This window comes from Rhodanobacter sp. FW106-PBR-R2A-1-15, from assembly GCF_058789735.1.
Genome location: NZ_JBYTEM010000006.1, coordinates 18860 through 32035, shown reverse-complemented (window position 1 = coordinate 32035; position 13176 = coordinate 18860). Strand labels below are relative to the sequence as shown.

The 13176-nt window shown below is 66.1% G+C and carries 8 protein-coding genes and 1 pseudogene; 6 read left to right on the top strand and 3 right to left on the bottom strand.

What is annotated here, in order from left to right; genetic code table 11:
- Positions 1 to 325: 325 nt before the first annotated feature.
- A complete protein-coding gene (glmS, locus tag AC3WTD_RS05085; protein ID WP_492613103.1) occupies positions 326 to 2155 on the top strand; it encodes a glutamine--fructose-6-phosphate transaminase (isomerizing) in 1830 nt (609 codons plus the stop codon).
- Between the two features lie 108 nt (positions 2156 to 2263).
- Here the strand turns inward: glmS and galE are convergent, their stop codons facing one another.
- The gene (galE, locus tag AC3WTD_RS05080) at positions 2264 to 3271 is read right to left on the bottom strand and encodes a UDP-glucose 4-epimerase GalE (RefSeq protein WP_492613102.1); all 1008 of its coding nucleotides are present in this window, start codon (positions 3269 to 3271) and stop codon (positions 2264 to 2266) included.
- 624 nt (positions 3272 to 3895) lie between these two features.
- Between galE and AC3WTD_RS05075 the strand changes: the two genes are divergently transcribed.
- The 5 genes and pseudogenes from AC3WTD_RS05075 to AC3WTD_RS05055 all read left to right on the top strand — a co-directional run.
- Positions 3896 to 4330, top strand: a complete 435-nt coding sequence (locus tag AC3WTD_RS05075) for a low molecular weight protein-tyrosine-phosphatase (RefSeq protein WP_492613101.1) — start codon at positions 3896 to 3898, stop codon at positions 4328 to 4330.
- A gap of 85 nt (positions 4331 to 4415) precedes the next feature.
- Positions 4416 to 5243: a hypothetical protein gene (locus tag AC3WTD_RS05070; RefSeq protein WP_492613100.1), complete on the top strand. Its 828-nt coding sequence runs from the start codon at positions 4416 to 4418 to the stop codon at positions 5241 to 5243.
- Positions 5244 to 5556: 313 nt separating this feature from the next.
- Entirely contained in the window at positions 5557 to 6834 is a 1278-nt protein-coding gene (gene tviB, locus AC3WTD_RS05065) for a Vi polysaccharide biosynthesis UDP-N-acetylglucosamine C-6 dehydrogenase TviB (RefSeq protein ID WP_492613099.1), read from the top strand.
- A gap of 15 nt (positions 6835 to 6849) precedes the next feature.
- Positions 6850 to 7860: an NAD-dependent epimerase gene (locus AC3WTD_RS05060; RefSeq protein ID WP_492613098.1), complete on the top strand. Its 1011-nt coding sequence runs from the start codon at positions 6850 to 6852 to the stop codon at positions 7858 to 7860.
- Positions 7861 to 7953: 93 nt separating this feature from the next.
- Positions 7954 to 9246 (top strand): annotated as a pseudogene (locus AC3WTD_RS05055) (M48 family metallopeptidase); the annotation flags it as partial.
- Positions 9247 to 9804: 558 nt separating this feature from the next.
- Here AC3WTD_RS05055 and AC3WTD_RS05050 read toward each other — a convergent pair.
- Both AC3WTD_RS05050 and AC3WTD_RS05045 read right to left on the bottom strand, forming a co-directional pair.
- Positions 9805 to 10134 (bottom strand): hypothetical protein, encoded by a 330-nt coding sequence (locus AC3WTD_RS05050; protein ID WP_027492739.1) that lies wholly within the window; start codon positions 10132 to 10134, stop codon positions 9805 to 9807.
- A 228-nt stretch (positions 10135 to 10362) separates the two neighbouring features.
- A complete protein-coding gene (locus AC3WTD_RS05045) occupies positions 10363 to 13026 on the bottom strand; it encodes a TonB-dependent receptor plug domain-containing protein (protein ID WP_492613097.1) in 2664 nt (887 codons plus the stop codon).
- Positions 13027 to 13176: the final 150 nt, after the last annotated feature.

The following is a 13176-nucleotide window of genomic DNA, read 5'->3' as shown; positions in this document are numbered from 1 at the left end:
GCCAGAGCAGTCGATCACTACTTGTACATATCGGCGGCAGTATCACGGCTGCCGGCGATGGACGGCCAAATGCGTGCCGACCTGCACCAGCCGGGCCGGGAAGCACAACCGGAAGTGTGTGCATCCATGCCGCTACGGCCCGGCGCAAGGCGGCATGCAGTCCCGCTACCCGCAGCGGCTTCACGGAACGGCTGGGCCGAACCATTCGGCGACACAACGGTCATTGGGTCGAGCGGCCCGCGAAAGCCTGCGTTTATGTCGGCCACGCGCAACCGCCCGCCCGTGGCGAAGCCATGGTTCTGTCCCACCCAAGGAAACTGCCCCGATGTGCGGAATTGTTGCTGCCGTGGCCCAGCGTGACGTCGCTCCGCTGCTGATTGCCGGCCTGAAGGCGCTCGAATACCGCGGCTACGACTCCTCCGGCGTGGCCGTGCTGGACGGCGGCGCGATCCATCGCGTGCGCGCCAAGGGCAAGGTACGCGAGATGGAGGCGCTGTACCTGGCCGACCCGCTGCCCGGCGGCACCGGCATCGCGCACACCCGCTGGGCCACCCACGGCGTGCCGAACGAGGCCAACGCGCACCCGCACATCGCCGGGCGGGTGTCGATCGTGCACAACGGCATCATCGAGAACCACGCCCGCCTGCGCGCCGAGCTGGAGGCCGCCGGCCATGTGTTCACCTCCGACACCGACACCGAGGTGATGGCCGCGCTGATCGACCGCCACCTCGACCAGGGCCTGAGCCTGCGCGAGGCGGTGCTGGCCACCGTGCGCGAGCTGGAAGGCGCCTACGCCATCGCCGTGCTCAGCCGCGACGAGCCCGGCCGCGTGGTCGGCGCCCGCCGCGGCGCGCCGCTCTTGGTCGGCGTGGGCATCGGCGAGAACTTCCTCGGCTCCGACGCGCAGGCGCTGGTCCAGGTCACCCACAAGATGCTCTACCTGGACGAGGGCGACGTGGTGGAGATCACCCGCGACAGCGTGCAGGTGTTCGGCCTGGACGGCGCGCCGGTGGAGCGCGCGGTGCACGAGAGCGAGCTGTCCACCGACGCGGTGGAGCGCGGCGAGTACCGCCACTACATGCAGAAGGAGATCTTCGAGCAGCCGCAGGCGGTGGCCAACACGCTGGAGGCGCGGCTGGGCCCGCACGGCGTGCTGCCGAACATCTTCGGCATCGACAGCGACGCGCTGCTGCAAGCCACCCGCGGCCTGCACATCGTCGCCTGCGGCACCAGCTACCACGCCGGCCTGGTCGCCAAGTACTGGATCGAGGAATACGCGCGGCTGCCGGTCAGCGTCGAGGTGGCCAGCGAATACCGCTACCGCGAGACGGTGGTGCCGGAGGGCACGCTGTTCGTGGCGATCTCGCAGTCCGGTGAAACCGCCGACACCCTGGCGGCGATGCGCGAATCGCGCCGGCGTGGCTACCTCGGCACGCTGGCGATCTGCAACGTGCCCGAATCCTCGGCGGTGCGCGAGGCCGACCTCAAGCTGATGACCCGCGCCGGCCCCGAGATCGGCGTGGCCTCGACCAAGGCCTTTACCACCCAGCTGGCCGGCCTCGCCCTGCTGACGCTGGAGCTGGCCCGCCGCCACGGCCTCGATGCCGACCGCTACGCCGCGCTGTGCGCCGAGCTGCAGCACCTGCCGCGGGCGATCGAGGAAACGCTGCAGATGGAGCCGGCGATCATCGTCCTGGCCGGCGAGTTCATCCACCGCCAGCACGCGCTGTTCCTCGGCCGCGGCGTGCAGTACCCGGTGGCAATGGAAGGCGCGCTGAAGCTCAAGGAGATCTCCTACATCCACGCCGAGGCCTATGCCGCCGGCGAGCTCAAGCATGGCCCGCTGGCGCTGGTCGACGAGCACATGCCGGTGATCGCGGTGGCACCGAACGGCCCGCTGCTGGACAAGCTGAAATCCAACCTGCAGGAAGTGCGCGCCCGCGGCGGCCAGCTGATCGTGTTCGCCGACGGCGCCGCCGGCATGGACGACATGGCCGGCACCGGCCGCATGCTGCGCGTGGCCTCCGGCGGCAACTTCATCGCCCCGGCCGTGTTCACCATCCCGCTGCAGCTGCTCGCCTACCACGTCGCCGTGCTGCGCGGCACCGACGTCGACCAGCCGCGCAACCTGGCGAAATCCGTGACGGTCGAGTAACTGCCGGGTCGTAGGAGCCCGCTGGCGGGCGATGCCTTTCAAAAGCATCGCCCGCTGGGCAGGTCAATCACCGTGGAGCAGGCGCGCAGCGAGAGGCTGCGCCGGGATTCACACTCCGGAGGCCAGCGTCACCGGCTGCCGCGCGAGCTTCTGCTCCCACAGCAGCGCCGTGCGCACGATGAAATCCAGGTCGTCGTACTGCGGCCGCCAGTCGAGCCGCTGCTTGAGGCGGTCGCTGCGCGCCACCAGCATCGGCGTGTCGCCGGCACGACGCGGCTGCTCGATCACCGCCAACGGGTGGCCGCCGACGCGTTGCACGGCGTCGATGACCTCGCGCACGCTGTAGCCGTGGCCGTAGCCGCAGTTGAGGGTCAATGACTCGCCACCATCGCGCAGGTGGTCGAGTGCCCGCAGGTGGGCTGCGGCCAGATCCTCGACGTGGATGTAGTCGCGGATACCGGTGCCGTCCGGCGTGTCGTAGTCGCTGCCGAAGATCGACACGCTGGCGCGCTTGCCTACCGCATGCTCGCAGGCCACCTTGATCAGCAGCGTCGAATGCAGCGTCGAATGCCCGATGCGGCCCTGCGGATCGCAGCCGGCCACGTTGAAGTAGCGCAGCGTGGCGTGGTGCATGCACCCGGTGGCGCAGATGTCGCGCAGCATGGTCTCGGACATCAGCTTGGACATGCCGTAGGGATTGATCGGCCGGGTCGGCGTGTCCTCGTCGGCCATGCCGCTTTCGGTGACGCCATAGACCGCGGCGGTGGAGGAAAAGATGAAGTGCCCCACGCCGGCTTCCGCGCAGCAGGCGAGCAGGCTTTGCGTGTTGCAGGTGTTGTTGCCGTAGTACTTGAGCGGATCGCTCAGCGATTCGGGCACCACCGTATGCGCGGCGAAATGCAGCACCGCATCGACGCGATGCCCGGCCAGCACGCGCGCGAGCAGCGCGCGGTCGCCGACATTGCCAACCACCAGTTCGGCGCCCCGCACCGCATCGCGGAATCCGGTGCTCAGGTTGTCCACGACGACCACGGGTTCGCCACGTGCGACCAGCTGCTGCACGACATGGCTGCCGATGTATCCGGCGCCGCCGGTGACGAGGACGCTGTGGTTCATGAGGGACTCCTTCATGGACGGCGAAGACGGCATGGCCACCTCACGACGCGGCGCCCACTGCCGGATGTGTCCCGCCGCGGCGAGCCATCGGGGCATCAGGGGCGACGGGCGCAGGAGTTCCCCAAACGGGCCGCCAAGCGCGCGGCAGCTCCCGGACGACTTCGCCGCACGTAGTTCCCACCTCGGCAGCGGAAACAAACTCGCTCCACCTTCGTGCGCTCGACTTCACGATCAGGACAAACTGGCGTGAAAATTGAATTCACATTTGCATTCACATTTTCATTACTTGCGCAGATTGAATGCCCGTTTGGTCAATATTCACTGTCAGGCAATTCGTACGTACAATGATCCAAAGCCGCGTTACGGTCCCTGCCGCTGGCAGTTACCAATATCCCAAGGGCAACTAGACGAACTTTTTCACGACTGCAGGCATTGGATAATCAAAAGCAGACAACAGGCTTCTTTGCCTGACTATCGACCCCATTACCTTGGCCCGCGTCAGACAGCGGTTTTCGGCGCTTCCGGCGCAGGCCTTCGGTAAAACGGGACAGGAAGAACCCGCCCGCCATTTTCTTGCGTTCTAACCGACGTCGGCTGGCCTGGCTCCGGGAGCAAGTCGGCACTGTGTTCAAACGGATACTGATCGTCTGCACGGGCAATATCTGCCGCAGCCCCGTGGCCGAGTACCTGTTTCGACAGCGCATGGCAGGGCGCGACATCGAGTTCGCCAGTGCCGGGCTCGGCGCGCTCGTCGGCAGTCCCATGGACGCGACGGCCCTGCAATTGCTTGCCGAGAACGGTATCGACGGCAGCATGCACCGCGCGCACCAGCTGACACCCTCCACTCTGCGCGGCGCCGATTTGGTGCTGGGCATGGAAAAAGGCCATGTGGCGGCAATGGTACGGCTTGCACCCGAGGTCCACGGCAAGGTTTATCTGTTCAACAAATGGCTGCACGGTAAAGATATTCCCGACCCTTATCGCCAACAACGGAAAGTATTCGAGCATGTTCACCAGATAATCACGCAGGGCATCAGTAGCTGGGAACCCTATCTGTGATTTCCGAATTTTCACGCCAGGGGTCGAACGCCCCGATGTGTCAGGTTCCGTGTGAGCATATCTTGCAGCCGATGTGCTCAGGCAGGTGGGCGAACACTACGTGCGCCAGGACGTGGGCCGCAATTCGGCGGAAGCGGCGAACAGCCCGAAGTTCGTTCGCGAGCAGTTGCCCAACATGCGCTGCGACCTGGAGCGGGCCACAGCGGCGCTCAACCCCTGCCAGATCCGGACGCATCCGGTCGACATCAGCATGCAGACCCAGAGTCTGCTGGACCAGGAAGTGGCGATCGAGGCCAACATCCAGAAGTTGCGCCTGCAACAGGCGGACATGCAGCGCCAGGTCACTCCCGAACACCCGGCCTACAAGGCGCTGATCCAGCAGATCGGCCAGTTGGAAGGGCAGAAGGCCGGGATCGACAAGCGGGTGAACAACCTGCCCCCAGCAGCAGCTGAAGCTTACGCGCGACATGCAGGCGAGCAACGACACCCATACCGGCCGGCTCAACCAGGCCCGGCGGCTGGACATTGCCCGGGCGGGCACGGTCGGCAATATGCGCATTATCCTTCGCTTGGCACGATACTGGCTTTCCCAGCCCCATCCATAGAACCGCCTGCCTTGCCACGAATGCTCAAGACCATGGAAAACGACGAGAACAAGCCGCGGATGTGGGGGGAAAAACTCCAGAGGGTTCTGGCTTACCTTTTGTCTGGCGCTGAGCGCAATCGCCGGCTGGCTGATGTTCCAGCTGAACGTGCTGCGCTGACGCCGCGCGCTTCGACGCCTGACCGTACGGATCGCCGCCCTGGCGACGCCACCCGGCCCGCTGGGCTCCTGCCCTCATCCCATTCGTGGCTCCTCACCGGTTCGCGGACGCCGGCGTGCACGATTCATGCACAGTCCACCTTGGCATAGTCGGCGCCATGTCAGTGCCAGCGCAGCGTGAACCTCCGTCGCGCCACGTACGCAGACCTTCTGCGAGTGGCCATGACGGTGCGTGAATGCAGGATTGCCAGCGGACCAAACGTTGGGATCTCCGTCGCCCGGCACGCAGCCGCCGTGTTCCAATGGCTGCGGTCCGTTTGCGTGCAACGTGTGCCTCCACGATTCCGCGGTCGCTGGCACCTTACCTGAACGCTGATCCACAAGCGTGCTCGGTCGTGGCTGCAACTGCCGGATCGACGCGCGCATCAGCGCCGCGTCCCACCCAAGCATCCGAGGTGACCGTATGCGGAACATCCAGAACACCAAGCTCGCCATCGTGGGCTTGGGTTATGTCGGCCTGCCGCTCGCCGTGGAATTCGGCAAGCACTACGACACCGTCGGCTTCGACATCAACCAGGTCCGCATCGACGAGCTGGCTTCCGGCCACGACAAGACGCTGGAAGTCGATGCGGCGGAACTGGCCGCAGCCAGGCAGCTGCGCTTCACTGCCGAGCTGGATGATCTGCGCGACCGCAACACCTACATCGTCACCGTGCCCACGCCGATCGACCTCGCCAAGCGCCCGGACCTGACACCGCTGATCAAGGCCAGCGAAACCCTGGCCAAGGTGCTCAAGCCCGGCGACGTGGTGGTGTACGAATCAACCGTGTATCCCGGCTGCACGGAAGAGGTGTGCGTGCCGATCCTGGAGAAAGGCTCGGGCCTGGTCTACAACCGCGATTTCTTCGCCGGCTACAGCCCCGAACGCATCAACCCCGGCGACAAGCAGCATCGCGTCACCAGCATTCGCAAGGTCACCTCGGGCTCCACGCCTGAGACGGCCGATTTCGTCGATCGCCTGTACGGCTCGGTGATCACCGCCGGTACGTACCAGGCCAGTTCGCTGAAGGTGGCCGAAGCGGCCAAGGTGATCGAAAACACCCAGCGCGACCTGAACATCGCGCTGGTCAACGACTTGGCCATGCTGTTCAACAAGCTCGGCATCGACACCCTGGAGGTGCTGCAGGCGGCGGGCACCAAGTGGAACTTCCTGCCGTTCCGTCCGGGTCTGGTCGGCGGCCATTGCATCAGCGTGGACCCGTATTACCTCACCCACAAGGCGCAGGAGGTGGGCCACCATTCCGACGTGATCCTCGCCGGCCGCCGCACCAACGACGGCATGGGTCCGTACATCGCCGGCGAAGTGATCAAACTGATGGTGTGCAAGGGCATCAATCCGGTGCACGCGCGCGTGCTGATCCTTGGCCTGGCGTTCAAGGAGAATTGCCCGGACCTGCGCAATACCCGGGTGGTCGACATCGTGCTGGCGCTGCGCGGCTACAACGCCCAGGTCGATGTCCACGACCCGTGGATCAACGCCGCCGAAGCGGAGCATGAGTACGCCATCACGCCCCTGACCCAACCACAAACCGGTAGTTACGACGCCGTGATCATCGCGGTTGGCCACCAGCAATTCGTCGGCATGGGCCCGGCCGGCATCCGCGCGTTCGGCAAGGCCGCCTCAGTGCTGTACGACGTGAAATGCCTGCTGCCGCGCGAAGCGGTCGACGGCCGCCTCTGAACGGGACTTCATGCCATGAAAGTACTGGTCACCGGCACCGCCGGCTTCATCGGCTCGCACGTCGCCTTGCAATTGCTCGAACGTGGCGACGAAGTCATCGGCCTCGACAACCTCAACGACTACTACGACGTCAACCTGAAGAAGGCGCGACTGGCACGCTTCATCGCGCACCCCGGCTATGCGCACGTGCATGCTGATCTTGCCGACCGCGCGGCGGTGGAAAATGCCTTCGCCGCGCACAAGCCGCAGCGCATGATCAACCTCGCGGCGCAGGCTGGCGTGCGCTATGCGGCCGAGAACCCGCACGCGTACGTGGCCAGCAACGTCACCGGTTTTCTGCACGTGCTGGAAGGTTGCCGTCGGCACGGGGTGGAGCACCTGGTGTTCGCCTCCACCAGTTCGGTGTATGGCGCCGACACCGCCATGCCGTTCTCGGAGCATCAGCCCACCGAACATCCGCTGACCCTCTACGCCGCCACCAAGAAGGCCAACGAGCAGATGGCGCACAGCTATGCGCACCTGTACGGCCTGCCGTGCACGGGCCTGCGCTTCTTCACGGTCTACGGACCGTGGGGACGCCCGGACATGGCGCTGTTCCTGTTCACCAGGGCGATCCTGGCCGGGGAACCGATCAAGGTGTTCAACCATGGCCGGCACAAGCGCAGCTTCACCTACGTGGACGACATCGTCGAAGGCGTGATCCGCACGCTGGACACACTGCCGGCCAGGAACAGCCACTGGAACGGCAACGCTCCCGACCCGGCCAGCAGCGGGGTTGCGCCGTACCGCCTGTACAACATCGGCAACGCGGAAACGGTGGAGCTGATGCGCTACATCGCGGTGCTGGAGCAGTGCCTGGGACGCAAGGCGCAGATGGAGATGCTGCCCATGCAGGCCGGCGACGTTCCCGACACCGAGGCGGACGTGTCGGAACTGATCCGCGCGGTTGGCTACGCGCCGCAGGTGTCGATAGACACCGGCATCGCCAACTTCGTGAGCTGGTATCGCGACTACTACCGCGTGTAGCCGCTCCCTGCCGAGCGCGGGCCGGCGCATTGCCGATGCCGGGCAGTTTTGTGATTATCCGGGGCATCGAAAGAAATCACGCAAAGGACTGCCATGGCGCAATATCGGGTGAAACTCTCCGGACACCCCGTGCCCGGCCATACCACTGAAAGCATTGCCGAGGCGCTCAAGCAGCAGATGGGACTCGGCCCCGCCCAGGTGCGGGCGTTGCTTCCGCCGGCGAAACGCGTGGTCAAGGCCGGGCTGGATGCGCAGGAGGCGGAGCGCTGGCACCAGGCGCTGACCCGGGCGGGGTTGGCCGCCAGCAAGGAGGCGCAAGCGGCCCCGGAGGCTGCTCCCGCCAAACCCGGCGACCCGCTCGAAAGCCTGCGACCATGCCTCGCCCAAGGATTCTCCAGGCGTCGGCCGAGCCCGCTCTACCGTATGCATCTGAGCGTGGTGACGATTTGCTGCGTGCTCATGCCGCTGCTCTACCTGGCTCTGGTGACCGGGCTGGGATATGCCTTGTACTGGTATCTCGGCCACGCTCACCTGCTCATCGGCCGACGGGTGCACGGTATCTGGCCGCTGCTCCTCGTCTATGGCGTACCCGGCGTGAGTGGCGGCATCCTGCTGCTGTTGCTGGCTCGCCCCATCCTGTCTGGAGACAGCGGCAGGGACCGTTCCCTGACACTCGACCCGGCCGACGAGCCGCGCTTGACCGAAGCCGTCCAGGCACTCACCGGCGCCATCGGCATCCGCCCGCCGGTGGCGCTGAAAATGTCCAACCAGGTCAATGCCAGCGTGCACTTCGAAGGTGGCTGGCCCAGATTCTTCAGCGGCCGCAAGGTACTGACCATCGGCCTGCCGCTGGTGGCAGGGCTGACCAGCCAGCAGTTCCTCGGCGTGCTGGCCCACGAGTTTGGCCATTTCGCCCAGCGCTTCGGCATGCGCTGCAGCTTCCTGGTCAATCACGTCAATGCATGGCTGGACGTGCGTGCGCACCAGCCCGGTCCCTGGGATGAACGCCTGCAGCGCTGGGCCGAGGAAAGCGGCGACACCGTGATCCGGATCGTGGTCTTCATCACCCAGCTCGGCATCAGGGCCTCGCGCCTGCTGTTGCACGGGCTGTTTCTGCTGAGCTTCCGCCTGTGGCGCTCGCTGTCGCGGCAGATGGAATTCGACGCCGACCGCTACGAGGTGATGCTTGCCGGCAGCGAGAACTTCCGCGAAACCGCACTGCGCCTGCGCGCGCTGAGCCAGGCCTTCAGCGAGATCGACGAACAGAACGCCCGCACCTGGCGCGAGCACAAGCTGCTGCCGAACATTCCGCAAGCCGCCGCCGCCCACGTCGCCACGTTCGACCCGCAAACCTGGGCAAGACTGAAACGCAGCCTCGGCTACGGCACCACGCGTTCCTGGGATACCCACCCGGCCGACCTGGAACGCATCCGCAGCGCGCAGGACCTGCAGGCGGCCGGCCTGTTCCACGACGACCGACCCGCAGCCATCCTGTTCGAGCGCTTCGCCGAGCACTGCGAAAACGCCACCCGTGCGTACTACCGACAACTGGGGGTCGACTACCAGACCGCCGAACTCTGCGACAGCCAGACCGTGACCGACATCCATTCGCAGCGCACCACCGCCGTGGACGACCTGCGCCGATGGAGTGGACGGCAATGGCGCAGCCTCCCCTGGCTTCCGCTGCAACTGGCATTGCCGGATGCACAGGCGCCGTTGTCCTGGCAGGCTTGCGTCGACGAACTGCGCCAGGATTCGCCCGCGATCGCACGGGACTGGGAGGCCGCGGAACAGGAGAACAAACGGCGCATGCGCCTGGCCTTCTCCGGCACGCTGGACCGGCATGACATACCGAGCCACCTGAATCGCGTGGAAGCCTTCGACGAAGAGCGTCATCTGCCCGAGTACCAGCGGATCGCCGAATGGAAAACCCCAGCGCGCCAGTCACTGATCCGCGTGGCGGGCCTCTACCGCCGCCGCATCGAACACGCCCTCGGCAGGGAGCGCGTGGCGACCGAGTTGGTGTTCGCCCTCAGCCCCTTGTACAACGATATCGAATGTCTGCAGGAAGCCTGGTTCGTGGCGAGCCGGTTTCCGGACAGCAAGGATCCCGCACAGCATGCCTGGCTGAGCCGCTTTCGCCACGATGCGGACGTGGCCTGCCAGGACTACGCCATGCGCCTGCTGCGCAAATGCGACGGCATCCCCCAGACGCTGCTCGAAGGTGGCAGCGTGGGTGGCTACCTGCGCAAGCGCTGCCCGCGCCTGGACCATCTATCCGCCAGCCCCAGGGAGTTCGCCGGATTCGCCGGACTGCTGCTCGATGGGCTGAATTACGCCTACCAGGCGGCATTCGCGGAGCTGGCGCAGCGATGCGCGGAAGCGGAGCGATCGCAGGGATCGACGGGTAAGCCCGAGGCTGCGCCAAATACCGCAGCGGTCCGGCGCATGGACCGTCTCCCCGGACCCGCCCGGGGAGACGGTGCTGCAAGGCGACGACGGTCAGAAGCTGGCCGTCACTCGCGCGTACCAGAAGGCGCCGTTGAAGCCGAACGGCGAGGTGAGCGCGTACCTGACGCCGAGGAATTGCAGCGTGGCGTTCTGCTCCTTGCCGGGGTAGGTGTCGAAGACATTGTTGCCGCCGACGGCCACCGAGAAGGTGTCGTTGAACTTGTAGCGCGCCTCCAGGTCCACCAGCGTCTTGCCGCTGTAGTGGCTCACGTCGTCCGGCGGGTTGTTGCTGCCGAACAGGCCCACCGTGGTGCTCCAGCCGCCGTAGCGGTTGATCCGCGCGATAAAGTCGAACTGGCTCAGGCCGTAGTCGAAGCTCAGCACCGCGCGGCTCTTCGGCACCTGGTGCTCGAGGTCGTACACGAAGTCGTTGTTGAGCGTGTTCGGCTTCACCTTGACCACGTCCTGCGTGTTGCGGTTGTAGCGGAAGTCGATGTTGAGCTTGCCGTTGCCAAGCTGGTGCCGCGTGTCGAGCACGAAGTCGATGCCATGGATGTCGGATCCGAACGCATTGCCGAAATAGCTGGCGTCGCTGCCGAGCAGCAGCTGCGCGTTCGGGTAGCCGCCGGCAGCGAGCTGGTCGACGGTGGACTGGGTCACGCTCTTGCTGACCAGGCCGATGCGGTCGCGGATCTTGATCCGGTAGTAGTCCAGGGAGGTCGTGACGCTGTCGGTCGGCGTCCACACCGCGCCGACAGACAGGCTCTTCGACGTTTCGGTCCGCAGCGGCGTCGAACCCAGCGCGCGCGCCACCGGGTTGTTCACCGGATAGGTGCCGCTGGGAACCAGGCCGCCCTGGGCGGTCGCCGTGGTGGTGACGTTGAGCGTGTTCGCCTGGCCGGGGGTCGGCGTGCGGAAGCCGGTGTTGAACGTGCCGCGCAGCGCGAACGTGTCGGTGAACGCGTAGCGGCTGGAAAGTTTATACACCACCTTGGAGCCGTAGCCGTTCGCATGCTCGTAGCGCACTGCCGCCGCGCCCGACCACTTGTCGGTGAGGTTCGTTTCGGCGTCGAAGTAGGCCGAGTCGCTGTTCTGCGTGAAGCGCCCTGCCGCATTGGCCGGAAAGCCCTGGAAGGCATCCGAGCCCACGCCGAACACCGAGGCGGTCGGCCCCACCTCGGTCGAGCCGGCGTCGCCCCGATGGATAATGTAGGTTTCCTGGCGCCACTGCGCGCCGAAGGCTAGCGTGAGCGGCGAGTCGTCGAACGAACGGACGAAATCCGCGCCGGCGCCCTGCTCGCGCTGGGTCAGCTTGCCGGGACGAAAGGTGGTGGGCGACAGGTTGCCCAGGCTCGGGTTGATCGAACCCTGCAGGCGGTAGTCGACCTCATTGCTGCCGTTGCGGTAATGCACGTCCCACTGCAGGTTGCCCTGGGCGCCGCCACGCACGCCGCCGACCACTTGGTGATCGGCGATGTCGGCGCCGAACAGCGGGCTGTAGCCGCCGGGGAACTGCGTGTAGATCGGATTGAGCAGCATCCAGCCGCTTGGGCTGGCGGCGTTGGCCGTCAGGTAGTTCGCCGGGTTGCCGCCACCGGCCACGATGTTGTCCACCAGCGACTGCGGCGCGTTGGCCGGCGTCAAGCTGCCGTTGGCGTAGCTGACCAGGGTGGAGCGGCCGGCGATGCCGTACTGCGGCGCCAGCACCGGGGTGCGGTAGAAGAAGCTGGACAGCACCTTCTTGTCCATGAAGTTGCCGTAGCCGTACAGCTGGATGTCGCTGGTCAGCGGCAGACCGGCGTTGACGAACAGCTTGTTCGTCTTCGTCTCGGGGTCGCCCCAGCGCTGACCCAGGCCGTTGTACGGCACCAAGTTAGCGCCCACCACCGCCGCCACCGCCGCCGCGCGCGCCTGCGGCACGCCGCGCGAAGTGGGGTCGGTGGTTTCGCGCTCGGCGCTCACGTGCACGAAGCCGTCGGTGCCGAGCCGGAACCCCGCATCGGCGTCGTAGCGCCGCAGCTCGCCGTCGCCCTTGCCGTACTTGCCCAGCTCCGCGCTGAGCGTCACGCCCTCGGGCGCCTTCTTCAGGATCACGTTGACCACGCCGGCGATCGCGTCCGACCCGTACAGCACTGAGGCGCCGTCGCGCAGCACCTCCACGCGCTCGACCGCGTTGGACGGGAACACCGAGAAGTCGACCGCCTGCGCGCCCTGGTTGAAGGTGCCGAGCGGGTCGATCTGCAGGTTGACCAGCGCCGAACGGTGGAAGCGCACGCCGTCGACCAGCACCAGGGTCTGGTCGGGCGACAGGTTGCGCAGCGACACCGGCCGCACGAACGCCGTGCCGTCGGCGATCGGAAAGCGCTGGGTGGTCAGCGACGGCACGATGTTGGTCAGCGTGTCGGTGAGATCCGCCGATGGCTGGTTCGCGATCTGGCTGCCGCTGAACGCGTCGATCGGCGAAAGGGATGCAGTCGGCGACAAGCCGGCGCGATGCGTGCCGGTCACCACGACTTCCTGCAGGGTAGTGGTCGACTTGGCCTTTGCCGCGTTGTTGCGCCCCTGCGTCGTGGTCGCCTGGCTGGCCGCGGCCTGCCCGCTGTCCGACGCCCCCGGATCCTGCGCCTGCGCCGCGCACGCCACCAGCGCTGCTGCGGCAAGCGCCGCGCGCACGGCGCGCAAGAGCACCACGTTGAGCCCTGCATGGTTATGCATTTTGTCTCCCCTCCGGATGGCCGTTGAAATTCCCCTTCACGGAAACTACTCCGACCCCTTGCATCGAAAAAGCCCTGCAAGAACTTGCAATGGTGGAATGGTTCAATTGGACGGCCATAACGGCAACGCACTCCGTTCTGAAGCAGTGCT